The sequence below is a fragment of the Paenibacillus sp. 01L418 genome, assembly GCF_056400045.1.
On sequence record NZ_JBFTSN010000072.1, the window covers coordinates 1 to 22812 of the forward strand.

Sequence of the window (22812 nt, forward strand, 5' to 3'; positions counted from 1 at the left end):
GACGAGGTTGATAGGTTCGGGGTGGAAGCACAGCAATGTGTGTAGCTGACGAATACTAATCGGTCGAGGGCTTATCCTAAACACGTTTACTGCGACCCATACATCCAGTAGACAGCAGCATAAAGGCTTCAGCAAGCCTAATCTTTCGTATCCAGTTTTCAGCGTGCAACACGCTACGTTTGGTGGCGATGGCGGAGGGGAACCACGCGTTCCCATACCGAACACGACCGTTAAGCCCTTCAGCGCCGATGGTACTTAGACCGCAGGGTCTTGGGAGAGTAGGACGTCGCCAAGCACGAGAGACCTATCGCATGTGATGCGATAGGTTTTTTGTTTCTTCCGTATCTAATTTCGATTAAAAATTGAGGCCTTAGAACGCTCTGCATGAGCTTCTAAGGCCTCTTTGTTATCTGCGGTAATAAGATGCTTCTCTAGACTGAAGCCTAAGTACGCCGTCCTTCTGCTCCTTACGGAAAGAGAAGGACAGAAGCATACGCGGGATCAGCAGCCATAGGTGCCAACTTACAATGCTAATCATCAATGATTCTTTGATCCATGGATATAGAAGCGCAATGGCACAAAGGCCGATCCAGAACATATGACGATGAACTCGGCGAAATAGGAACAGCTTGATATCATTAGCCGGTTTAAATCCAATCCATGGGGGTGTAATACGCCACACCCATTGCCTGTCAGCTGCTTCGTCCACTCGGATAAAAGTAAGCAGTATAATCGCGATATGGATGATCTGTACGACTGCAAAGCCGAAAAGCCATGAAAATAGACCATCCATTTCATACATAAGCATTTGGAAAGCCAATAATACGGCTGCAATAAGCAAATGGCTCTGAATAAGCTCAGGGCGAATGATTTTTCGTTTTACAAGCTGATATTGATAAATTGTAGCATTTTGTTGTTCAGATAATTTTTGACGCATATTTACTTTTCCTTTCCTTCTCAGAGATACTGTGACTCTCGTTAACTATATCGGTATTTACAAGCATTCTGTCCATAGCTTTATGAAACATTTTTACATATGCTGTAACCATTAGCCCATACGGGGCATACGATATATAAATATTTGAAATGCGCTATGAAACAAGTATAAATAGATAGACTATGTGTCATAATAATAGTTAATAAGGGACGATCAGAAAGCGGGGATTGTTATGGACGATAATCGCGAGTATCAGTGTATTATTTGTAACGAGGAAAAGGCTGAAGGTCAGGGTATTCGGATAGTGACCGGTTTTATCTGTGATACCTGTGAAGCGGAAATGATAAGAACAGATGTTAAAGATGCCAAATATCCTTTTTTCATTAATCAAATGAAGCAAATATTTTTGGGTAAAAATGCATGAGCGGTTTCTGATTACAGAAGCTGCTCTTTTTTTGTAGTGTTTATTGAATATTATATATAATAGAAATAGGAATGAATGTTTACTGGAGAGGATTGTACATAAACAATGAAGCCCTTTATTGCTCCGTTATTTGAAGCGCTTGTGAATCATACCCGTACTAAGCCAGTCGGATTTCACGTACCCGGCCATCATGGGGGACAAGCACTTAAGCAACCATCATGGAATGATCAATTAAATGATGATGTAGTCGATTATTTTTATAAAATAATGCAGCTTGATTTAACTGAAATATCATCAACCGACGATTTGCATCATCCTGAAGCTTCTATTAAAGAAGCACAGCAATTGGCTGCAAAAACATTTGGTTCAGAGGAGACTTACTTTTTGGTTGGAGGAAGCACCTCTGGGAATATGGCGCTACTGCTCGCCGCATGTGATCCAGATGATATTGTTATCGTTCAGCGGAATGTACATAAATCCATTATAAATGGTTTGAAGCTTGCTGGGGCCAAAGCAGTGTTCCTCTCGCCTCAGATTGAACCGTTATCGGGGTTAGCAACGATTCCTTCTGTCCAGCAAGTGGAAGAAGCGCTTATTGAATATCCTGATGCAAAAGCTGTCTTTTTGACTAACCCGAATTATTACGGTATTAGTGTGAAACTTAAATCATATGTTGAGACTGTCCATCGGTATAATAAGCCGATTTTCATAGATGAAGCACATGGTGCGCATTATGGCTTGGAGCCAGCTTTTCCGCAGTCGGCAATGTCAGAGGGAGCAGACGGCGTTGTACAGTCAGCGCATAAAACATTGCCGACACTTACGATGGGGGCGCTTCTTCACATTCAAGGCAAAAGAATATCAAGGGAATTGCTGCGTCAGTCGCTTGCGATGATTCAAAGCTCAAGCCCGTCGTTTCCGATTTTGGCTTCAATAGATATTTCCCGAGCAATGATTGATGCTTTGGGTGCTGATCTTTTTAAACAAAGTCTTGAATCAGCGGCGTTTTTCCGTCAATGGCTGCATCGTCACTCATCCGTTATACGGGAGATGAAAATCGATGAAAATAGCGAATCAGACTTGCGATCAGATCCGCTGCGACTAGTGTTATACGATTCTAGCGGTAAGCGAACCGGTTATGAGCTGCTGAAGCACCTGGAGCAGCATGGCTGTTTTGCTGAGATGGCAGATCCTAAGTATATTGTACTTGTTGTCGGTATTCAGACATCATTAGAGGACATAAAGAGGCTGCAGGAGGCTGTTGAGACACTTGAGTCCAATGCTACGACAAATAACAACTCTGATGGGCTGATGCCTGATGATAAAGAGGGGTGTGCGACGCCAGCAGCTTCAATAATTACCTGTCATGAGAGCCGCTTGATATCAGAGCCTGTTTCGTTTGCGAGATCTAGGTTTAAGAACAAATCAAGTGAGCGAATACAGCTGAAAGATGCTGTACATCATATATCAGCAGAGATGGTTATACCTTATCCGCCTGGCATCGCTATTTTGTATCCAGGAGAGAGAATCACGGCAGAGTTAATTGAGCATATACAAAAGCTTGCCGAGATGGGTGCAAAGTTTCAAGGCGCTGCTGATGGAATGATGAATACCATAGCTGTTTACCCTGAATAAGCTTAAATAGCAGAACGATTATGAACTTGAAGTAAATGTTGATTGTACTAGGAGTACCGCTTTGTTAATATAGAAGAAAGTATAGTTAACATAACGTTAGGAGAAGCCTTAGTTTGAAAAAAGGTGTATTCATTACCATAGAAGGCGGCGAAGGAGCCGGCAAATCGACACTGATTGAACAATTGACGAATATAATGCTTCAAAGGGGAAAGTCGATCACGACGACGAGAGAACCAGGAGGCATTCCCATTGCAGAACAGATTCGTGCCGTTATATTGGATCGCGAGAATACTGAAATGGATGCAAGAACAGAAGCACTGCTGTATGCAGCTGCGAGAAGACAGCATTTGGTGGAAAAGGTCGTTCCAGCACTGGAGAAAGGCGAGTTTGTTATTTGTGACCGCTTCGTAGATAGCAGCTTGGCTTATCAAGGTTATGCGCGTGGGCTTGGGATGGATGAGGTCTGGGCCATCAATCAATTCGCGATTAAAGAAGTGATGCCTGATCTGACGATCTACATGGATGTGTCTCCGGAAGTAGGTCTCGGACGTATCGCACAAGCATCAGAGAGAGAAATCAATCGTTTAGACCTAGAGAAGCAGTCTTTCCATGAGAAGGTGCGAGAAGGCTATATGAAGCTGCTGCAGCAGAACCCGGAACGAATCGTGCTTGTAAATGCCGAAAATAGTGCGGATTTAGTGTTTGCTGACGTTTTATCAGCAATTGATGAGCGTTTTGCAGGATTTTTTGCAACCGATGTCAAACTTTAAAGTATAGACGTATTTCTATGCATCAAGAGATTTGTCGTTATGGGGCTTGAGATTCAACGAATGGTTTAATGGTTAAAATTGCAAGTTGTTAATAACCTATTCTAATAGTAGTCAAGGGGGAATGAAGATGAAATTAGTAATCGCGGTTATTCAAGATAAGGATAGCAACAGACTGTCAAATGCACTTGTTCGTGAAGGGTTTAGAGCAACGAAGCTGGCAAGTACGGGTGGATTTCTAAGAGCAGGCAATACTACCTTTATGATTGGTATTGAGGACGAGAGAGTGCATGAGGTTCTCCAAGTTATTAATGCAAATTGCAAAGTAAGAGACCAGTTGGTTACTCCTGTATCACCGATGGGCGGATCAACAGATTCCTATATTCCTTTCCCTGTTGAAGTACAGGTTGGTGGAGCAGCTGTATTCGTAATGCCTGTTGAACGATTTGAGCATTTCTGAATGGGCGTGATATAGGGTGAAAATTGATCAAGGCTTTCGACCATTGGGACAAAACCGTACAAATAACGAAGCCACAAACAAACAGATACAGCCAAGAAGCTTTGCTGATGTGATGGTTCAGCAGGATGCTGATCGCACACAAGAGCAGCTTCAACTGAAGCTGCAGGACATTCATAGACAAGGTGATCGGCTTGCTAGAGTGATGACTGTCCGTGAATTGAAAATTTATCGTCAAATGATCAAGCAATTTTTGGAGGACACCATCAGGCGCGGCGTTGTGCTGAAGGAAGTCAAAGGCTTCGATCGCAGAGGACGAATTAAACGATATAAACTGCTGGATGAGATCGATGCGACACTCGTCTCCATGGCTGAGGATTTACTCGACAGTGAGCAAGGAAGAATTGACTTGCTTAACCGGATCGGTGAGATACGAGGCCTTCTTATTAATTTATTGTTTTGATGATAAGAGAGCAGGGAAAGGTAAGGAACGGCGATGAGCTTCGAAAATATTCCGGGGCAATGGAAAGCGCAGCGGATTTTGACCCACGCTTTGCAGAGCGGTAAAATTTCTCATGCCTATTTATTTAATGGTCCTTCAGGTACGGGAAGAATGGCGATGGCTCGCGAATTTTCAAAGGCATTGTTCTGTACGGCAGGTATTGCCGCTGCTTGCGGGGAATGCTTGGAGTGCAGAAAATTTGAACATGGCAATCAGACAGACCTAACGACGATAGCGCCAGATGGCCAGTCCATAAAAATTGATCAAATTCGCGAGCTGCAGCGGGACTTTTCTTATCGCAATAGCGGGACGAAGCGCAAAGTGTATATGATAGAGCAAGCTGACAAAATGACGCTGCAGGCTGCGAATAGTTTACTGAAATTTTTGGAAGAACCGTTGTCGCCAGTTGTTGCTATTCTGATTACGGATAATGGACAAGCTGTTCTTCCTACTATTCGTTCTCGTACGCAGTGGGTGCCTTTCCTGCCGATGTCGCCTGAGATTATGCTGCAAACTCTTATTGCTGAGGGTGCTCCGTCTATTTTAGCCCGAACCGTTGTTCAATTAACATCAGGTTTAGACGGTGCAAGACAATTTCTCCAGCAGAATCAGTTTGCAGAAATCAGAACCCTAGTGATACAATTAGGCAAGGAGAGTTTGACCCGATTCACCGCGGCGATGATCACTGCTGGACAACAGCTATTTAAAACAGATTTGGTAGAGCATACGCAACTGCTGTTGTCGTTATTAGTTATATGGTTTAAAGATTTGATACAGTTCCAGGCCGGCAGGCAGGACAACATCGTTTTTATAGATCAGTTGGATTGGATAAGTAAACATGCATTTAATCGTTCGTTTGCAGGTTGGGTGTCCTGCATCGAGCATACGTTAGAAGCGAGTAAGCGTATGCGAGCGAATGTTACGCCTCAGCTCGCATTTGAGCAACTATTGGTAAACTTACAGGAGGGCTAATTCTTGTATAATGTCATCGGCGTCCGCTTCAAGAAAGCGGGCAAGATCTATTACTTTGATCCGGTTGAGCATCCCGTGGATAAGGAACAACATGTTATTGTTGAAACAGCACGCGGAATCGAATACGGTAAAGTGGTGGTGGGACAGAAGCAAGTCGGTGAATCGGATGTTGTTCTTCCTCTTAAGAAAGTGATACGTATTGCAAGCGATGTGGATGCAAAAGTTGTTGAAGAAAATCGCGCCGCAGCCAAAAATGCGTTTTCTACTTGTCTTGAAAAAATTAAAGGTCATCAGCTTCGCATGAAGTTAGTTGACGTTGAGTTTACGTTTGACCGTAACAAAATTATTTTTTATTTTACGGCAGAAGGCCGAGTTGACTTTCGCGAGCTAGTAAAAGATTTAGCCAGCGTATTTCGAACTCGGATTGAACTCAGACAAATCGGAGTTCGGGACGAGGCAAAGATGCTCGGTGGTATTGGTCCATGTGGACGAGTGCTTTGCTGCTCCTCTTGGCTGGGTGACTTTGAGCCCGTATCGATCAAGATGGCCAAGGATCAGAACTTATCGCTTAATCCGACAAAAATTTCTGGATTATGCGGTCGTCTCATGTGCTGTCTGAAATATGAGCATGACAATTACGAAAGCATTCGAGAAGAACTTCCGGCAATTGGAAAATTCGTAGTCACCTCATATGGTGAAGGTAAGGTAACTGGTATTAATACATCCACCAAAAGTGTGTATGTGCAATTATTTGATACACCAGGTAAACCGAAAGAACTGTCGATGGATGATGTCGTCATCAAATAAGCGGCAGAGTGCGATTCTCACGGGTGAGGTTACACTCACGCTTGAAGCTCTGGGGTGGGAACTTGGAGAAGAACAATATTTTTGCGAAAATGGACGAGTTGGATAACCAAGTAGGTGTGTTCCATAAGGAGCTTACGGACTTGAAGCAGAAGGTAAAAGAGCTGCTCGAGGATAATAAGCGTCTAAGTGAGGAGAACAACCAGCTGCGTCAGTTGTTTAAGAGAGAGGCTGAGCTAGAGCATGAAGTTGTTGCAGCTCCAGCGAAAGGAATTAAACCGGGAGTAAGCAAAGAGGAACAGGTCATCACTGAACATGCATTCGCGGAAGCGGGAGCAGCTATTGGTGAAGGCCATGACAACTTAACTCGGTTGTATCACGAAGGATTCCACATATGCAACGTTTATTACGGRCATTTGCGGACGGAAGGCGACTGTTTATTCTGTCTATCCTTTCTTAATAAATAGTGGAATCCGTACGACATGCCGCCCTTGCCGCAAGGGGCGGTATTTTTATTAAATATACAATCAAGGAGCGGCCCAAATCGTGTCGGAACATATAAACTTAGCAGAAAACGAACGTCTTGATGATCTTATGACAGAAAATGGTTTGAAAATTATACAAAGCCGGGAAGTGTTCAGCTTTTCACTTGATGCCGTATTATTGTCACGGTTTGCAAGTGTGCCAAAGCACGGGCGAATTGCTGATTTATGTACGGGCAATGGTGTTATACCGATGCTTCTTACAACGAGAACAAATGCGCAAATTGATGCGGTTGAGATTCAACCGAGATTGGCGGATATGGCTAGAAGAAGCGTAATGCTGAATAAGCTGACGGAGCAAATAAACGTTATTGAGCAGGATTTGAAATTGTATCCTAAGATTGCGGGTAACGGGGTATATGATGCGATAACGGTAAACCCACCTTACATGCCAATAACAGCAGGTGAGCAAAACGAAAACGAACATTATGCGATCGCAAGGCATGAGATTCATTGTACGCTGGATGATGTCGCAGAAGCATGTTCTAGGCTGGTGCGCCCTGGCGGCAAGGTCTCGATGGTTCATCGCCCTTCGCGTCTGCTTGATATTGTGGAAACGATGCGTAAATGGAGGCTTGAGCCGAAGCGGATTCAATTTGTGCATCCTCATGCAAATGCAGAAGCAAACATGGTATTAATAGAAGCAATGCGTGATGGGAAGCCTGACATCAAGCTTCTTCCGCCAATAATGGTATATGAGAATGGGGTGCAGATCGTTTGAATATACAAAAAAGCTTTGCCGATGCTTCCAAAGAAAATGTTGGAAGCCTTTATTTGGTCGCGACACCAATTGGAAATTTAGAAGATATGACATTCCGTGCGATTCGTACATTGAAGGAAGTACAGCTTATCGCTGCTGAAGATACGAGGCAAACACGGAAGCTGCTTACACATTTCGAGATTGGAACTCGTATTGTTAGCTATCATGAGCACAATAAACAAGCTAGCGGCCCTGAGCTGATCAGATTGCTTCTAGATGGGCAATCCATCGCATTAGTTAGTGATGCGGGTCTGCCGGCTATTTCTGATCCAGGTGCGGATCTCGTGAAGGACGCTATTGAAAATGGTATTTCCGTTATTCCTATTCCAGGAGCGAATGCAGCATTATCTGCACTTATTATATCGGGTCTGCCTACGGATCGATTTTTGTTTGCTGGATTTCCGCCGCGCGAGCGAAAGTCATTAATGAAATGGCTGCTCGATATGCAAGCACAGAAAGGGACCCTGCTTTTCTACGAGTCACCCCATCGTATAAACAAAACACTTGATGCACTTCAGGAATGTCTCGGCGATCGCCAAATAGCATGTATCAGAGAACTGACAAAACGCCATGAAGAAGCGGTCCGCGGCCGAATTTCAGAATGTATAGCATGGTTTGAGGAGCATCCGCCGCTCGGAGAATTTTGTGTTGTGGTGGAAGGATCAGAGGGTGAAGGGGCAAGTGAGCTGCCAGCGGCAGATATTTGGTGGTCTGAGCTTGATCTTGCTGCCCATGTTGCTCATTATGAGGAACAATTTGATCGTAAGGAAGCCATTAAGAAGGTTGCGCTCGATCGAGGTTTGCCTAAACGCGAAGTATATAATGAAGTAAATAGATAGATGATTATTATATATGTGAAATAGTAGACAAAAAAAGACCTTCCTGGCCGGGTTCAAGCGCAGGAAGGTATCAAGGAGTATAAAAAAGGTTAGAATTAACAAGTTGATAAGTACAGTATAACTTATTTTTTTTATTTTGTCACAGGTGTTGGCATTTCTGACAAACAAACATGACAAACAATTTTTCCTTTGAAATAAGATACGTTTTCTGCGTTGCCACAGAAGATACATGCAGGCTCATATTTCTTAAGCATGATGCGCTCGCCATCTACGTAGATTTCAAGAGCATCTTTCTCGCCTATTCCAAGTGTACGGCGCAATTCGATCGGTATAACGACGCGTCCTAGCTCATCAACCTTACGAACAATACCAGTAGATTTCATCATAATCTATTATTGCCCCTCTCAAAATACGTTTCGTCATCGTTCGACATAGTTTTTGCTTTTATGATTACTATAATACCAACGATTACCATAATAGTCAACCAGGAATATTCCCCGGATAGCTGAATTCACAAGTATTTGACTAGTTAGTACGGTCATATTACTCTGTAATAGAATACAACAGCTTCGACAATTTGGAAACTAATTTCCGACACTATTCGACATGAAAATCATTTTTTGTGTCGAAAATATGAACAAAGGAGATGAGAGACGATGAAAAAACAGCTGACCGAAGAGAAAGTTTTTAAGGATCCTGTTCATCATTATATATATGTACAAGACCAAACGATTTGGGATTTGATCAATACAAAAGAGTTTCAAAGACTGCGCCGGATACGACAGCTAGGAACCTCCTATTTGACCTTCCATGGAGCAGAGCACAGCCGGTTTTCACATTCACTTGGCGTATATGAAATTACTCGAAAAATTATTTCTCAGTTTGAACGAAACAGCTATCCTGACTGGCCAGTCGAAGAAAAGCTAGTCTCGCTTTGTGCTGCTTTATTGCATGATGTTGGTCATGGTCCGTTCTCGCACTCCTTGGAAGAAGTATTCGACACGGATCACGAAGAGTGGACATGTAACATCATTTTGGGAGATACAGAAATCAATCGCGTGCTAAGTGCTGTATCGGAGCAGTTTCCTGCTCAGGTCGCTGCAGTCATACAAAAAAAATATCCAAATCCGATTGTTGTTAGTTTGATTTCAAGCCAAATGGATGCTGATCGGATGGATTATTTGCTCCGAGACGCGTATTTTACAGGTGTTAACTATGGAACATTTGATTTAGAGCGCATTTTGCGCGTATTGCGTCCTTATAAAGGGCAAATTGTAGTTAAAGAGAGCGGTATGCACGCAGTTGAACATTATTTGATGTCTCGTTATCAAATGTATTGGCAAATTTACTTCCATCCGGTTACAAGAAGCTCGGAAATTATTCTACGTCAAATATTTCGTAGAGCACAGGAGCTTTACGTGGGTGGCTACTCTTTTCAGTGGATGCCTAAGCAGCTGAAATGCTTGCTTCAGAACACGATGACGGTACACGACTATCTAAAGCTGGATGAAGCGCTCGTTCAGACCGCTTTCGCAGAGTGGGCGGAGGAGCATGATCCTATTTTAAGCGATCTATGTGAACGATTTCTGAACAGGCTTTTATATAAGTACATTACGCTTGAAAACCCGGATGAAGAGCTGCTAAATGAGATTAGCGAATGTTTCTCTTCTATAGGAATGAATCCGGATTATCATATGGAAATCGATTTTCCATTTGACCTGCCGTATGACGTATATCGACCAGATAAAAAAGAAGGAGAAAAGAAAGAAAAAGCGCCGATTTTGTTGTTAGATGGTTTGGAAGATATAAGCGAAATATCCTCTAAATCCGACATTATTCGTTCTATTACTGGCCTGCATCAAGGACAATATCATCTTTATTATCCAGAAGAGCCGCTCAAAAAAAATATTCATCGATTGCCGGATTCACTTCGTAAGCTTTTCAAACTCGATTGAAGGAGCATAACATCAACATGACATTACTTTTTGATACACATACCCATTTAGATTCGGAAAAATTTGATGAGGATCGCGACGAGGTCATCCAGCGTGCGAAGGATGCAGGCGTTCATATGCTTGTCAATATTGGTTTTAACCGTGAAACGATCCCTACAACGATGGCGCTAGCAGAGAAATATGATTTTATATACGCAGCAGTTGGTTGGCATCCAGTTGACAGTATAGATATGCTTCCAGGGGATTTGGAATGGATTGAACGTCTATGCTCGCATGAGAAGGTTGTTGCCATTGGTGAAATTGGACTCGATTATCACTGGGATACTTCTCCAAAAGAGGTACAACAAAGGGTTTTTCGTGAGCAAATTCGTCTTGCTCGTAAGGTGCGCAAGCCAATTGTTATTCRTAATCGGGATGCTCATGAGGACATTATTCGTATTCTTCAGGAAGAGAATGCAGCAGAGGTTGGCGGTGTCATGCATTGCTTCTCCGGCAGCTGGGAAACGGCTAAACAATGTCTTGATATGAACTTCTATATATCATTTGGAGGACCCGTTACTTTCAAAAATGCAAGGGTGCCAAAAGAGGTGCTTAAGCAGGTTCCGATCGACCGAATTTTGATCGAAACGGATGCTCCATATTTAACTCCTCACCCGTTCAGAGGGAAGCGAAATGAGTCCTCTTACGTCTCTTTAGTTGCAGAGACAGCAGCCGAATTATTGGGCAAAACGGTAGAAGAAATAGGCGTAATTACGACTGAAAACGGTCGAAGATGTTTTGGTATTGTCTAAAAACGAGAGGAATAATGAGAAATAGAGACCTTTATCGCGTAAAAACTAATTTTTATAGCGATAATCGCTTATTTTTTCCTGCTTTATCCTGCTTTTTCGCTTAAATCGTCTTTTATCGTATCTTTACAATTGACCTCGTATGAAGGTATGATTCATCTCAGAGCAATAAAATTTTGTATTGGATTTCCAGTTTACGCTTAATCTCCATTCGGAGAGCGGGGGAACCATGTACGGTTTTTAATTCCGTATTTTGAATTCTTCAGGGGTGAATTTCGAAGCCATTGCCATGAGCATTGTGTAACGAATAGGGCGACTCTCTTGTCCGAATCCGTCAGCTAACCTCGCAAGCGTTATAGAGAGTGATCAACCTCGTGCATCCATTTTTCTGTATCCCAGTGAATCATTTAACCGGGAAGCCACGAAACAGATCCTCTGTCGACGGCTTCTTTTTATTTTCGAATAATCGGGAATTTGTCGACATAGGGATAAAAGATGGGGGTGGGAGGATCGATAGCAGTACTGGATTGCGTGCTCGCACGCCAATATACTATAGTCGCGTCAGTTGTATCATGCGTAACACTTGGCGGCGGGGCTATGAAGGAGGACCGATGAAGTGGGAATACTCCAGGTTAAGGACACCCATGGGAAACGATCATCCAGCATGTCTTTCGCATTGCGATGGAAGCGTGAAAACTTGCGTTTGATTCTTTTGAGTGCTACTATCTCAATCGCTATGACTTTCATGTTTTTGGTGTTGTTGTACGGAACGGCTGTCAAAAGCGTCTCCGTAGTAGTGAACGGACAAGAAACCATTGTGGAAACGAAGCAATGGGTCCTGCAACGCCTACTGGATGAACAAGCTATCGCAATTGGACCACATGATGAGGTGTCCATACCGCTTAATGCGGCAATAAAGGACGGAGATCGTATAGAGGTGACTCATGCGATACCGGTAATTGTGAAGGCTGATGGCAAGACCTCTACTGTATATACGACAGAGAGAACAGTGCAGGCAGCGATCGAGGAATTACATATTCCAGTTCGTGGTCAAGATAAAGTAATACCTCCGCTTCATACCGTTTTGGACAACGAATTGACTGTAACCGTCGTTCGCGTAGATAAGAAGGTAGCTGAGACAGAGCGTGCAATGCCATTCTCTATTGTGAAGAAGAACGATCCAACGCTGGAAGCGGGCAAGCAGAAGCTTGTTCAACCCGGCAAGGAAGGTCTGATCGTAGAGAGTATCGAGAAGCAGTACGAGGACGGTATTCTTATATCGAAGAAGATGGTCAGCAAAGTGGTTGAAACCGCTGCGGTTAATCAGGTTGTCGCCATCGGAACGAAGAAGGAAGAGCCTAAAGTATCTGTGCTCTCGAACAAGAGCCCGAGCTTTACTTCGCTTACGAAGAGCGGTGTAACGTTTAAGGCGAGAAAAGTACTTAAAAATGTCACGTTGACTGCTTATTCTGCAGACCTCTCTTCAACAGGAAAAGATGAAAGCCATCCGGAATACGGGATTACATCATCAGGCACTCGTGTGCAAGAGGGTCGGACGATAGCTGTTGATCCGAAGGTTATTCCCATCGGTTGGTGGGTTTATATTGAAGGAATCGGTTTCCGCCGCGCTGAGGATAAAGGAAGTGCGGTTAAAGGCAACAAAATCGACGTATACTTTGATAGTACAAAGATTGCGAACAAATTCGGCAGGAAAAAAGGCATCACTGTATATGTGCTGGGGCCGAATAAACCAACTGCAAGCTAATTGAGCGGTTACCATCATCTTATCGCAATAATCAATTAAATATGCCATCATAAGGAGAGGCACTGCCTCTTCTTTTTGCATGTCTAAGGGTCTAATACAGTTTATGTAGAAGGGGATGATCTTGGTGATCAAAGAGATCATTGTCGTTGAAGGCAAAGATGATACCGTTGCAATAAAAAGGGCGGTAGATGCAGATACCATAGAGACGAATGGTTCTGCTATCGGTGAGGATGTATTGAAGAGGATTGCGCTGGCCAATGAGCGTCGCGGCGTTATTATATTCACAGACCCTGATCATGCAGGAGAACGCATTCGCAAGATTGTTGCGCGTCATGCGCCAGGATGCAAGCATGCTTTTTTGCCGCAGGAGAAGGCTTTGTACAAAGGGGACATCGGCATCGAAAATGCGAGCCCCGAGGCTATTCGTGCGGCGCTCTCTGAGCTCCGAACAGAATCGGCAGATGAAGCGGGAGAAATTAGCTGGGAAGACTTAATGGATGCAGGTCTGATTGTACATCCTGATGCGTCTAATCGTCGCTTGGTTATAGGCAAGCTGCTCGGAATTGGTTATGCGAATGGCAAGCAGTTCTATAAGCGCTGTACAAGCTTTCGGATTTCCAAAACAGAGTTTACGGAAGCTTTCCGTCAAATGGAAAAGGAACTGGAGGGATAGCTGAATGAGTCAAGAGCATAGTGAGCTTAGCAAGGAAGCAGTAAAGCCATCCGCGATAGAGGTGGCTACGCCCAAACGCACCAAAGAAATCATTGCGAAATACGGTTTTTCCTTCAAAAAGAGTTTGGGACAAAACTTTCTGATCGATCAAAATATATTAAATAACATCGTAGCGGCAGCTGAGCTTGATGAAACGAAGGGCGCGCTTGAAATCGGCCCTGGTATTGGCGCGCTCACACAGCGGCTTGCCAAAGCGGCTGGTAAGGTGACGGCTGTCGAAATCGACAATAGGCTCATTCCGATTTTGAAGGATGTGCTGGAGGGCGAGGAGCATACAACCGTCATTCATGGCGATGTGCTTAAGCTTGATTTGAAGAAGCTGTTCGAAGAGCAGTTTGCGGACGTAACAGGTGTAAGTGTTGTTGCCAACTTGCCTTATTATGTGACAACGCCAATTCTTATGAAGCTGCTTGAAGAGAAGCTGCCGCTTGAGCATATTGTCGTCATGATTCAGAAGGAAGTCGCGGAGCGGATGGCAGCGAAGCCAGGCGGCAAGGAATATGGCAGCCTCAGTGTAGCCGTTCAATATTACTGCGTGCCTAAGGTTGTCTGCATGGTGCCTCATACGGTGTTTATACCGCAGCCAAATGTAGATTCAGCCGTTATTAAGCTGTCATTGCGTGACAAGCCAGCTGTTGATGTACCCGATGAGGATCATTTCTTTAAAGTGGTGCAAGCCAGCTTTGCACAGCGACGGAAGACACTGGCGAATAATCTAACGGCATTCGTGGGCAAGGAGCGCCGCGAAGCATTAACGGAAATGCTTTTAAGCAACGATATTGACCCTATAAGACGCGGTGAGACGTTGTCGCTCGAGGAATTTGCGCGGATTAGCCGCAGCATGCTGGAGGCCGGCTGGTAGAGCTAGGCCGTTTCATCATAAAATACTCACCATTCGCACGTTCTGCCCATAGGATAGACGAAGAGGTGATTTACCCATGAAGCAAGGGGACCTGGTCGTCCGCAAATCGTATGGCGGTGACGTGCTGTTCAAGGTTGAGGCTATTCGTACACATACTGCCGTTCTGAAAGGCACGGATTACCGATTGCTTGCGGATGCTCCGATTCCTGATTTGTCGGTCATACGCGATCCAGAAACGACAAGTGCGGTGCAAGAAGTTCGAATTAAAGTGAATGATTCATTAAGACGCATGCATTCTGAACGGGAACGTCAAGCGGTTGAGAATGAGGAGCATATTCGGCATGCGCTGCAGCAGACTCAACCATTCTTTGAAGTGCCAGGAAAGGTACTTCACCTTGATGGTGATAGTAATTATTTGAAGAAGAGCATGCAGCTGTACAATACGATGCAAGTTCCTTCCCACGGTCTCCATGTGCATGAGTCTCAGATGGCTGATGTGCTTTACCGTCTGCTGCCCCAAATTCAACCGGATATTGTCGTAATAACAGGTCATGATGGCGTACTGAAAAGCCGTTTGCCCATGGATCTGTACAGTTTAAGCAGCTATAAAAACTCACAACATTTCGTTAATGCCGTACGCGTCGCTAGAGAATATGAGAGAAGCCGTGACGGGTTGATCGTTATTGCAGGTGCTTGCCAATCCCATTTTGAAGCTTTGCTGCAAGTGGGCTCAAACTTTGCAAGCTCGCCAGGACGAATATTGATTCATGCGCTCGATCCTGTTTATATAGCGATTAAAGCAAGCTATACATCCATAAAAGACACGATTAACTTAGCAGATGTCATTCATGGTACGATAAGCGGAATTGACGGCGTGGGCGGTATTGAGACAATGGGCAGCTTCCGTGTAGGTCTGCCAAAGCCAAAAATTACGTCACCGAACTCTGTATTAAAGCAGTAACAGATAACGATATGTTCTGAAGGGATGAATAGAGACTATTTTCAGGCTGAAAATAGTCTAATCAAACATGTCCTTTTCGCCACAATTTTGTATCAAATGTTACGTTTAAATTGAATCAACTTCTTAATATGTATATTTTTTGCTTCGTTATGTATGGTTTTTTAAAAAATGGGTGAAATCACCGTTGACAAGTAAATATACCGACTGATATAATATTTTGCTTTGTTTGACAACCCTCCTCCTTTTGGTTATAATGGACAAGGAAAGAGGTGGTAGTGGACAATGGCAAAAAATGCGCTATTGGATATTAAACGCAGCTTGGAAGCTCATGTTGGCTCCAAAATCCGTCTTCGAGCGAACGGTGGACGACGAAAGACCATCGAACGAACCGGTACGTTGGAAGAAACCTACCCTTCTGTTTTCATTGTAAAGCTGGATGAAGAGCAGCATGCCTTTAAGCGTGTCTCTTACAGCTATGCGGACATACTGACTGAGTCGGTGGAAGTGACCGTATGCAATGATGAAGGTCAAGTCCGTATCGCCCATTTGCAACAATAGAATATATATCGCCTAGTGAGGCATGTTAGCGCAGATCGCATCTGCGCTTTTTTTTTTGCGTTCATTCATTTACCTTTGCGAAAAGAAGGCGGCCATTTCCATCTCCGTATGGTCGCTTGTCATTTGAAGCATACTACCTGTGCAATAGTGACAGCCGTATATTTTGATTAGAATGACGTAAATTCGAATATGGAGGTAATGATATGGGTCGCAGAAGACGCGGAGTAATGTCTGAGGAATTGAAATATGAGCTTGCTAAAGATCTTGGTTTTTATGATACGGTGCAGCAAGAGGGCTGGGGAAGCATACGCGCGAAGGACGCCGGAAATATGGTGAAACGCGCAATACAAATCGCTGAACAGGCTGCTGCCAAAACAAATCAACCCTAAGTGATGGCTCCTATTTATACGTGAAAAAGCTAAGCGGATGACTGTCGAAAAACATTCGATTGTCATCTCTTAGCTTTTATTGCGTTGGTTTGATATAATGATGCTTAAGCTTACGAACGAACGGGTGAACTTATCAGATGAAAATTTATGAAAAAGCTCCTGCCAAAATTAATTTATTGCTCGATGTACTCCGCAAGCGTGATGACGGCTACCATGAAGTCGAAATGATTATGACCATGGTTGACCTTGCAGACCGACTTGAAATGGAAGAGCTACCTAGAGATACGATCATTATTTCAAGCCAAGTTGGATACATACCGTTAGATGAGAAGAACTTAGCGTTTCAGGCAGCTAGGCTTATTAAAGACCGTTATGATGTTAAGCAAGGCGTATATATTCATTTAGACAAAAAGATACCAGTCGCTGCGGGACTCGCTGGCGGTAGCAGTGATGCTGCTGCTGCTTTGCGAGGGCTAAACCGTTTGTGGAAGCTGCAGATCCCTGAGGACGAGCTGTGCAAGCTAGGCGCAGAGCTCGGCTCTGACGTTCCGTTCTGTGTAACAGGCGGCACTGCAATCGCAAGGGGACGTGGTGAGAAGCTTGAGCATATCGCCAATCCTCCGCAATGCTGGGTTGTACTTGCCAAGCCGCCAATCAATGTATCGACGGCTGACGTATATGGCAGATTCCGCGCAAATGAGCTTAAAGAGCATCCCTCCATTTCAAATATGGTTGGTGCACTTGAGCGCGGCTCTTTTGCCGATATATGTGAAGGTCTTGGCAACGTACTCGAAAAAGTTACGCTGGATGTGCATCCTGAGGTTATGCAGCTGAAGGAAAGTATGATTCGGCTTGGTGCCGACGGTGTGCTTATGTCTGGCAGTGGACCTACTGTATTCGGCCTTGTGTCGAAGGAAGCCAAGCTTCCTCGTATTTATAATGGGCTCCGCGGTTTCTGCAAAGAAGTATATGTGGTAAGAATGCTCACATAAGGCTGACGTTCTCCTTGATTAAATCCGTATAAAAATGTTATATTTACATTATAATATTCGGATTTAGGTGGGGGGAGATGTGTTTGAAAAAGTTGAAACGGAGCTCGCGGTTGGTAGAGATGACCCAATACCTGTTAAGTCGACCCCACACGTTAATTTCACTGACAGCATTTGCTGATCGATATCAATCGGCAAAGTCTTCAATTAGTGAGGACCTGGCGATCATAAAAGAAGTGTTTGAGGAAGAAGGTATCGGCGAGCTTCATACACTTGCAGGAGCAGCAGGCGGAGTAAGATATACGCCTAAGATGCAAGAAACGACGGCTCTTACCATTATGACAAGCATATGCCGCCAGTTAGAGCAGCCTGAAAGGGTCCTTCCCGGCGGTTATTTGTATATAACGGATATGTTAGGCCAACCAGAGCTTCTCGCGGATGTCGGCAGGATGTTTGCAACTGCGTTCGCAGACCGGAAGATTGACGTCATTATGACCGTTGAGACAAAAGGAATACCTCTAGCTTACGCAACAGCTGCGTGCTTGAATATTCCGGTTGTTATTGTACGGCGTGACAATAAGGTAACGGAAGGCTCTGCAGTGAGTATCAACTATGTATCAGGATCAACCAAGCGGATTCAGACGATGTCACTCGCACGCAGAGCGCTTAAGGAGCAATCCCGCGTTCTTATTATTGATGACTTTATGAAGGCAGGCGGAACGATCCAAGGCATGATGGATTTGCTGTTTGAATTTAAAGCTATCGTCGCAGGCGTTGGCGTATTTGTTGAGTCAGGCGAGGTAGAACTCGAGGAACGGCTTCTTGAGGACTATGTTTCACTAGCTAAACTGACGGCTGTTGATATGAAGACAAAACAAACGACGGTAATTCCAGGCAACTATTTTAAAGAATAGATACGTGTAAATGAGAGCTTATTACATCTTGTTAGGAAGGCTGGGACCATCATGACAACAAAGCAACAAATGCAAGTGATTGCAACGGACAAAGCTCCTGCAGCGATCGGACCTTATTCGCAAGCGATTAAGCTCGGAGGATTATTGTTCACTTCAGGACAAATTCCACTCGATGCGGCTGGGCAGCTTGTTGATGGCGGCATTGAGGAACAAACGCATCAGGTGTTTAGAAATTTGGAGGCCGTGCTTGCTGCTGCAGGTGCCAGTTTTCAGGATGTCGTAAAAGCGACCGTATTTATGAAAGATATGAATCAATTTGCAACGGTAAATGGCATTTACTCCTCTTACTTCGGAGAGCATAAACCGGCTCGTTCGGCCGTGGAGGTCGCAAGGCTGCCAAAGGATGTTCTTGTCGAAATAGAGGTCATTGCATCGACAATTGTCGAATGAAAACGAAAAAGATTCAAAATAAAAAAAATATTTTAAATTGAGTATGAATTTACCAAAAATGTAGAAGGAATTGGCACAAAAACGTGGAAGTATACACCAAGTCTCTGATAGACAAAGGTGGTGAACACAAGTGCAAATTACTGATGTCAGACTCCGCCGTGTAAATTCCGAAGGGCGTATGAAGGCAATCGCATCCATTACTATTGATAATGAATTCGTTGTTCACGATATTCGTGTCATCGATGGAAACAATGGTATGTTCGTTGCAATGCCAAGCAAACGTACTCCGGATGGAGAATTTCGGGATATCGCTCATCCGATCTCTTCAACCACCCGGGAGAAAATCCAGGCTGCTGTTCTCGCTGAATACGAGCGCGCAGCAGAAGAAGTTGCGATTGAAGAAGGAGCTTAAGGCACTGCATTTTATGTTTTTGGGGTTGATTGGAGAAGAGAGCCATGGCTCTCTTCTCTTTTTTTTGCGAGAGGTGATTGCTGAGCATGTGATTACGTGCGACTTATCTTTTTACTATGAAACGAATAGGTTGTAGTGTAGAATGACAGGCAGCGATTCCATACACTTGGAAATCGAGCAACATATTMGTATAATGGAATAGGATGTACGACTTGAATCATTGCAGCTTTCAGCGTTTGCTGATGAAGATAGCACTTTTTTTACACTTATAAAGCTATACTAAAATAATCATTTATTGCAGGTCTAGGGGGTCTTTCATTTGAAGGTTATGGCGATTGTGCTTGCTGCAGGACAGGGTAAGCGTATGAAATCGAAGTTATATAAGGTGCTGCATCCGGTGTGCGGCAAGCCGATGGTAGGCCATGTGCTTGATGTTGTGAAGGAAGCGGCTGCGGAGCGCGCGGTCGTTATTGTAGGCCACGGAGCTGAAAAGGTTAAATCGTATTTAGGCGATGGCGCTGAATACGTCTTACAGGAGCAGCAGCTCGGTACCGGTCATGCGGTGCTGCAAGCGGAAGCTCTTCTCGGCGGCGAGAAAGGTACGACGATTGTGATTTGCGGTGATACTCCGCTTGTGCAAGCATCGACAATTGAAGCCATGCTTGAGCTGCATCATTCGAGCGGAGCTGCTGCAACGGTGCTAACAGCCGCTTTTGACGATCCTACAGGCTATGGCCGCGTTATTCGTGGCGAAGATGGCACTGTACAGCGGATTGTTGAACAAAAGGACTGCTCAGCTGAAGAAGCGGCAGTTAAAGAAATTAATACAGGCACATATTGCTTCGACAATGAGAAGCTGTTCGCTGCGCTTGCTAAGGTAACGAGTAATAACGCACAAGGCGAGTATTATTTGACGGATGTTATCGGAATATTCCGTGAAGCGGGCGAATCCGTTCAAGGCTACTGCACGACAGATGTGTCAGAAGCCATAGGCGTGAATGACCGCGTGGCGCTTGCTGAGGCAGAGCGTTTTATGCGCGATCGAATTAACCGCAATCATCTGCTTGGCGGCGTCACTTTGATTGATGCGTCCTCAACTTATATCGAAGCGGGTGTTCAGATCGGATCTGACACCGTCATATATCCAGGTACAGTGCTTCGCGGGTCAACAATTATCGGAGAAGATTGTGTTATCGGTCCTCAAGCTGATATTGCGGACAGTACGATCGGCAACGGCGTCGCGATTAAATATTCAGTTGTTTCTGAATCGGTAATTGGCGATACAAGCGCTGTGGGGCCATACGCTAATTTGCGTCCAGGCTCGAAGCTTGGCGTTGGCTGCAAAGTAGGTGACTTTGTGGAGCTCAAAAACGCATCACTTGATGATGGCAGCAAAGTATCGCATCTAAGCTACGTTGGTGACGCTAAGGTTGGCAAAGACGTTAATATCGGCTGCGGCGCCATAACGGTCAATTATGACGGTTACAATAAATTTGTAACGGAAATCGGCGATAATGCCTTCATCGGCAGCAATGTCAATTTGATTGCACCATTGAAAATTGGTGATGGCGCATATGTTGTTGCCGGCTCTACGGTTACGCATGATGTACCTGCTGGTGATCTTGCGATCGCACGCGAGCGCCAAGTGAACAAATCAGGTTATGCGGATAAGATCCGTGGACGTGCAAAAGCAAAAAAAGAAAAGAAACAATCATAATACCAAATGGTTGATATAGGGGATGCAGTGACGAATTCAGAGGATGAATTCGTTGCTGCATCTTTTTTTATGCAAATGTCGTTTAAAGTTTAATTTTTGGCTGTAGTGGGTAAGTTATAGGGAAATCAAAACAGAAGCGAGTTTTTGCTTCACAAAACCTAAGCGTATGCTTACGAAGCAAGTTTTGCTTCACAAAACTTTTGGGAGGTAATCAATATGGCGATAGCTATGAACGCGGATCAACGAACTGGCACGACGAAAGGTGAGTTGCGCCAATTGCGGCTCCAAGGGAAAATACCGGGCGTTATTTATGGTAAACAGTTGAATGATGCAGCACAAGTCATGGTGGATAGTAAGGAACTGCAGGCTTTGCTGCGTTCTCAGCCGAATGCGGTGCTTGAAATTAATATTCCATCCCATGGAAAAACCTCCGTTATGATCGCAGAGGTGCAACGTGATTCTTTGAGCAGGCAAGTGCTGCACGTTGATTTCCATCAAATTAATATGAACGAGAATGTGCGGGCGAACGTTCGTATTCATGCAGAAGGCGATTCTCAAGGTGTGCGTGAGGGCGGTATCTTGCAGTTGATTTTGCATGAGCTTGAGGTGCAATGCTTGCCGGGCAGTATTCCTGATTCTATTTCCGTCGACATATCGTCGCTGGAGATTGGCGGAAGCATACTCGTAAGCGATTTGAAGCTGCCGAGCGGCGTGGAATTACTAGCCGAGCCTGAGCAGGTAGTTGCAACGATTCTTGCGCCGCAAAAAGAGCTTACAGAAGAGGAAGCAGAGGCTGCTGCAGTGGAGCTTACAGAAGCAGAGTCACGCTCCAACGAAGCGAAGCTTGAGGGCGTTAAGAGCCTGTRGAATCTCTTTTGAAAAATTACGTATACCACGCAGTACCGAGCATATTCAGGCGCCGTCCTTCATCAGGGCGGCGTTGTTTGCTTTTTGGGAAAAATAGAATGAAAGTTCTGACGCAGAACGGCTTCCGATGTTTACGCTTGTAATAGATTATGTTACATTTGTCCGTAAAGGAGTGGAGTGAGCAATGAGGTGGATTGCAGGACTTGGCAATCCCGGTGCTGCTTATCAAGGAACCCGGCATAATGTCGGATTTATGGTTATTGATGAGCTTGCAAGGCGCTGGGGCATTAGTGTAACGCAAAATAAATGCAAGGCATTAATCGGAGAAGGCAACGTACAAGGCACGAAGGTTGTCCTTATTAAGCCGATGACATATATGAATTTGTCTGGAGAGTCAGTAAGATCATTTCTAGATTACTTTAAGGCTGAGGTCCAGGATGGCTTAATCGTTTATGATGATTTGGATACGGAGATCGGCAAGCTTCGCCTTCGCTATCAAGGAAGTGCGGGCGGGCATAACGGAATCAAATCATTGATTCAGCATTTGGGCACGCAAACTTTTGACCGTGTTCGGATGGGCATTTCGCGCCCTCAGCCAGGCATGAACATTGCGGACTATGTGCTCTCCACTTTTCCGAAGAGCGAGCATGAGAAATTGTCTGCTATGGTTGCTGACGCTTGTGATGCTATTGAGTTTAGATTGAAGGCGCCTTTCGAGGAGACAATGGCAAAGTTTAACCGATAATCTGTTAGAAATTGATTATGAGGGCATACTGAAGGATATAACTACCCTTCAGGAGGCATACATATGGC

Annotated in this window: 27 protein-coding genes, 1 rRNA gene and 1 riboswitch; of the genes, 26 read left to right on the forward strand and 2 right to left on the reverse strand. The window is 44.5% G+C overall.

What is annotated here, in order from left to right; translation table 11 throughout:
* The first annotated feature begins 178 nt into the window (after nt 1-178).
* Nucleotides 179-295: ribosomal RNA gene (rrf, locus tag AC1DSE_RS12155) — 5S ribosomal RNA — on the forward strand.
* A gap of 111 nt (nt 296-406) precedes the next feature.
* On the opposite strand, the gene AC1DSE_RS12160 is transcribed toward rrf, so the two are convergent.
* Nucleotides 407-937 (reverse strand): hypothetical protein, encoded by a 531-nt coding sequence (locus tag AC1DSE_RS12160; RefSeq protein ID WP_076271261.1) that lies wholly within the window; start codon nt 935-937, stop codon nt 407-409.
* Between the two features lie 232 nt (nt 938-1169).
* On the opposite strand from AC1DSE_RS12160, the gene AC1DSE_RS12165 reads away from it, so the two are divergent.
* The 10 genes from AC1DSE_RS12165 (at nt 1170) to rsmI (ending at nt 8639) form a co-directional block, all read left to right on the forward strand.
* On the forward strand, nt 1170-1361 hold the full coding sequence (locus tag AC1DSE_RS12165; RefSeq protein WP_339205847.1) for a sigma factor G inhibitor Gin: 192 nt from the start codon (nt 1170-1172) through the stop codon (nt 1359-1361).
* Between the two features lie 105 nt (nt 1362-1466).
* Nucleotides 1467-2996: an aminotransferase class I/II-fold pyridoxal phosphate-dependent enzyme gene (locus AC1DSE_RS12170; RefSeq protein ID WP_477511745.1), complete on the forward strand. Its 1530-nt coding sequence runs from the start codon at nt 1467-1469 to the stop codon at nt 2994-2996.
* 113 nt (nt 2997-3109) lie between these two features.
* Nucleotides 3110-3766, forward strand: a complete 657-nt coding sequence (tmk, locus tag AC1DSE_RS12175) for a dTMP kinase (RefSeq protein ID WP_477511746.1) — start codon at nt 3110-3112, stop codon at nt 3764-3766.
* A 127-nt stretch (nt 3767-3893) separates the two neighbouring features.
* Nucleotides 3894-4223, forward strand: a complete 330-nt coding sequence (locus tag AC1DSE_RS12180) for a cyclic-di-AMP receptor (protein ID WP_054025787.1) — start codon at nt 3894-3896, stop codon at nt 4221-4223.
* A gap of 16 nt (nt 4224-4239) precedes the next feature.
* Nucleotides 4240-4683 (forward strand): YaaR family protein, encoded by a 444-nt coding sequence (locus AC1DSE_RS12185; protein ID WP_076271265.1) that lies wholly within the window; start codon nt 4240-4242, stop codon nt 4681-4683.
* 33 nt (nt 4684-4716) lie between these two features.
* Nucleotides 4717-5694, forward strand: a complete 978-nt coding sequence (gene holB, locus AC1DSE_RS12190; RefSeq protein ID WP_076271266.1) for a DNA polymerase III subunit delta' — start codon at nt 4717-4719, stop codon at nt 5692-5694.
* A 3-nt stretch (nt 5695-5697) separates the two neighbouring features.
* The gene (locus AC1DSE_RS12195) at nt 5698-6501 is read left to right on the forward strand and encodes a PSP1 domain-containing protein (RefSeq protein ID WP_053373398.1); all 804 of its coding nucleotides are present in this window, start codon (nt 5698-5700) and stop codon (nt 6499-6501) included.
* 62 nt (nt 6502-6563) lie between these two features.
* Entirely contained in the window at nt 6564-6965 is a 402-nt protein-coding gene (locus AC1DSE_RS12200; protein ID WP_477511747.1) for an initiation-control protein YabA, read from the forward strand.
* Between the two features lie 127 nt (nt 6966-7092).
* Complete coding sequence (locus AC1DSE_RS12205; RefSeq protein WP_076271322.1) at nt 7093-7761, forward strand: tRNA1(Val) (adenine(37)-N6)-methyltransferase; 669 nt, start codon at nt 7093-7095, stop codon at nt 7759-7761.
* On the forward strand, nt 7758-8639 hold the full coding sequence (gene rsmI, locus AC1DSE_RS12210) for a 16S rRNA (cytidine(1402)-2'-O)-methyltransferase (protein WP_477511748.1): 882 nt from the start codon (nt 7758-7760) through the stop codon (nt 8637-8639). Before AC1DSE_RS12205 ends, rsmI begins: the two co-directional genes overlap by 4 nt.
* A 131-nt stretch (nt 8640-8770) precedes the next feature.
* On the opposite strand, the gene AC1DSE_RS12215 is transcribed toward rsmI, so the two are convergent.
* The gene (locus AC1DSE_RS12215) at nt 8771-9025 is read right to left on the reverse strand and encodes an AbrB/MazE/SpoVT family DNA-binding domain-containing protein (protein ID WP_054025791.1); all 255 of its coding nucleotides are present in this window, start codon (nt 9023-9025) and stop codon (nt 8771-8773) included.
* Between the two features lie 270 nt (nt 9026-9295).
* On the opposite strand from AC1DSE_RS12215, the gene AC1DSE_RS12220 reads away from it, so the two are divergent.
* The 15 genes from AC1DSE_RS12220 to pth all read left to right on the forward strand — a co-directional run bounded on the left by AC1DSE_RS12220 (nt 9296) and on the right by pth (nt 22744).
* Nucleotides 9296-10594 (forward strand): HD domain-containing protein, encoded by a 1299-nt coding sequence (locus tag AC1DSE_RS12220; protein WP_477511749.1) that lies wholly within the window; start codon nt 9296-9298, stop codon nt 10592-10594.
* A 17-nt stretch (nt 10595-10611) separates the two neighbouring features.
* Nucleotides 10612-11385, forward strand: a complete 774-nt coding sequence (locus AC1DSE_RS12225) for a TatD family hydrolase (protein WP_477527715.1) — start codon at nt 10612-10614, stop codon at nt 11383-11385.
* A 184-nt stretch (nt 11386-11569) separates the two neighbouring features.
* A riboswitch (cyclic di-AMP (ydaO/yuaA leader) is annotated at nt 11570-11750 on the forward strand.
* Between the two features lie 248 nt (nt 11751-11998).
* Nucleotides 11999-13147 carry a ubiquitin-like domain-containing protein gene (locus AC1DSE_RS12230; RefSeq protein ID WP_441885280.1) on the forward strand — a complete coding sequence of 383 codons (1149 nt, stop codon included), beginning with the start codon at nt 11999-12001 and terminating at the stop codon, nt 13145-13147.
* 124 nt (nt 13148-13271) lie between these two features.
* Complete coding sequence (gene rnmV / locus AC1DSE_RS12235; protein ID WP_441885278.1) at nt 13272-13820, forward strand: ribonuclease M5; 549 nt, start codon at nt 13272-13274, stop codon at nt 13818-13820.
* 4 nt (nt 13821-13824) lie between these two features.
* On the forward strand, nt 13825-14742 hold the full coding sequence (gene rsmA, locus AC1DSE_RS12240; protein ID WP_477511751.1) for a 16S rRNA (adenine(1518)-N(6)/adenine(1519)-N(6))-dimethyltransferase RsmA: 918 nt from the start codon (nt 13825-13827) through the stop codon (nt 14740-14742).
* 76 nt (nt 14743-14818) lie between these two features.
* Nucleotides 14819-15703: a sporulation peptidase YabG gene (gene yabG, locus AC1DSE_RS12245; RefSeq protein ID WP_076271274.1), complete on the forward strand. Its 885-nt coding sequence runs from the start codon at nt 14819-14821 to the stop codon at nt 15701-15703.
* 282 nt (nt 15704-15985) lie between these two features.
* Nucleotides 15986-16261, forward strand: a complete 276-nt coding sequence (gene veg, locus AC1DSE_RS12250) for a biofilm formation stimulator Veg (RefSeq protein WP_053373389.1) — start codon at nt 15986-15988, stop codon at nt 16259-16261.
* Nucleotides 16262-16464: 203 nt separating this feature from the next.
* Nucleotides 16465-16650: a small, acid-soluble spore protein, alpha/beta type gene (locus AC1DSE_RS12255; RefSeq protein WP_054025797.1), complete on the forward strand. Its 186-nt coding sequence runs from the start codon at nt 16465-16467 to the stop codon at nt 16648-16650.
* A gap of 137 nt (nt 16651-16787) precedes the next feature.
* Entirely contained in the window at nt 16788-17642 is an 855-nt protein-coding gene (gene ispE, locus AC1DSE_RS12260) for a 4-(cytidine 5'-diphospho)-2-C-methyl-D-erythritol kinase (protein ID WP_339205863.1), read from the forward strand.
* An 83-nt stretch (nt 17643-17725) separates the two neighbouring features.
* Nucleotides 17726-18553, forward strand: coding sequence for a pur operon repressor (purR, locus tag AC1DSE_RS12265; RefSeq protein ID WP_076271323.1), 828 nt, complete (start codon nt 17726-17728; stop codon nt 18551-18553).
* Nucleotides 18554-18604: 51 nt separating this feature from the next.
* Nucleotides 18605-19003 carry a RidA family protein gene (locus AC1DSE_RS12270; RefSeq protein WP_305953918.1) on the forward strand — a complete coding sequence of 133 codons (399 nt, stop codon included), beginning with the start codon at nt 18605-18607 and terminating at the stop codon, nt 19001-19003.
* 130 nt (nt 19004-19133) lie between these two features.
* Nucleotides 19134-19415, forward strand: coding sequence for a septation regulator SpoVG (gene spoVG / locus AC1DSE_RS12275; protein ID WP_028609566.1), 282 nt, complete (start codon nt 19134-19136; stop codon nt 19413-19415).
* A gap of 319 nt (nt 19416-19734) precedes the next feature.
* On the forward strand, nt 19735-21132 hold the full coding sequence (glmU, locus tag AC1DSE_RS12280; RefSeq protein ID WP_339205866.1) for a bifunctional UDP-N-acetylglucosamine diphosphorylase/glucosamine-1-phosphate N-acetyltransferase GlmU: 1398 nt from the start codon (nt 19735-19737) through the stop codon (nt 21130-21132).
* Between the two features lie 216 nt (nt 21133-21348).
* Nucleotides 21349-22011: a 50S ribosomal protein L25/general stress protein Ctc gene (locus AC1DSE_RS12285; RefSeq protein WP_477527716.1), complete on the forward strand. Its 663-nt coding sequence runs from the start codon at nt 21349-21351 to the stop codon at nt 22009-22011.
* A gap of 172 nt (nt 22012-22183) precedes the next feature.
* Complete coding sequence (gene pth, locus AC1DSE_RS12290; RefSeq protein ID WP_076271325.1) at nt 22184-22744, forward strand: aminoacyl-tRNA hydrolase; 561 nt, start codon at nt 22184-22186, stop codon at nt 22742-22744.
* Nucleotides 22745-22812 lie beyond the last annotated feature (68 nt).

Excerpts from the sequence above, each read along its gene's own strand:
- pth (WP_076271325.1), top strand. The coding sequence starts at position 22,184 with ATGAGGTGGATTGCAGGACTTGGCAATCCCGGTGCTGCTTATCAAGGA.
- veg (WP_053373389.1), top strand. The coding sequence starts at position 15,986 with ATGGCAAAAAATGCGCTATTGGATATTAAACGCAGCTTGGAAGCTCAT.
- holB (WP_076271266.1), top strand. The coding sequence starts at position 4,717 with ATGAGCTTCGAAAATATTCCGGGGCAATGGAAAGCGCAGCGGATTTTG.
- AC1DSE_RS12270 (WP_305953918.1), top strand. The coding sequence starts at position 18,605 with ATGACAACAAAGCAACAAATGCAAGTGATTGCAACGGACAAAGCTCCT.
- yabG (WP_076271274.1), top strand. The coding sequence starts at position 14,819 with ATGAAGCAAGGGGACCTGGTCGTCCGCAAATCGTATGGCGGTGACGTG.
- rsmA (WP_477511751.1), top strand. The coding sequence starts at position 13,825 with ATGAGTCAAGAGCATAGTGAGCTTAGCAAGGAAGCAGTAAAGCCATCC.
- AC1DSE_RS12220 (WP_477511749.1), top strand. The coding sequence starts at position 9,296 with ATGAAAAAACAGCTGACCGAAGAGAAAGTTTTTAAGGATCCTGTTCAT.
- AC1DSE_RS12215 (WP_054025791.1), bottom strand. The coding sequence starts at position 9,025 with ATGATGAAATCTACTGGTATTGTTCGTAAGGTTGATGAGCTAGGACGC.
- AC1DSE_RS12165 (WP_339205847.1), top strand. The coding sequence starts at position 1,170 with ATGGACGATAATCGCGAGTATCAGTGTATTATTTGTAACGAGGAAAAG.
- AC1DSE_RS12205 (WP_076271322.1), top strand. The coding sequence starts at position 7,093 with ATGACAGAAAATGGTTTGAAAATTATACAAAGCCGGGAAGTGTTCAGC.
- AC1DSE_RS12180 (WP_054025787.1), top strand. The coding sequence starts at position 3,894 with ATGAAATTAGTAATCGCGGTTATTCAAGATAAGGATAGCAACAGACTG.
- AC1DSE_RS12255 (WP_054025797.1), top strand. The coding sequence starts at position 16,465 with ATGGGTCGCAGAAGACGCGGAGTAATGTCTGAGGAATTGAAATATGAG.
- AC1DSE_RS12170 (WP_477511745.1), top strand. The coding sequence starts at position 1,467 with ATGAAGCCCTTTATTGCTCCGTTATTTGAAGCGCTTGTGAATCATACC.
- AC1DSE_RS12160 (WP_076271261.1), bottom strand. The coding sequence starts at position 937 with ATGCGTCAAAAATTATCTGAACAACAAAATGCTACAATTTATCAATAT.
- ispE (WP_339205863.1), top strand. The coding sequence starts at position 16,788 with ATGAAAATTTATGAAAAAGCTCCTGCCAAAATTAATTTATTGCTCGAT.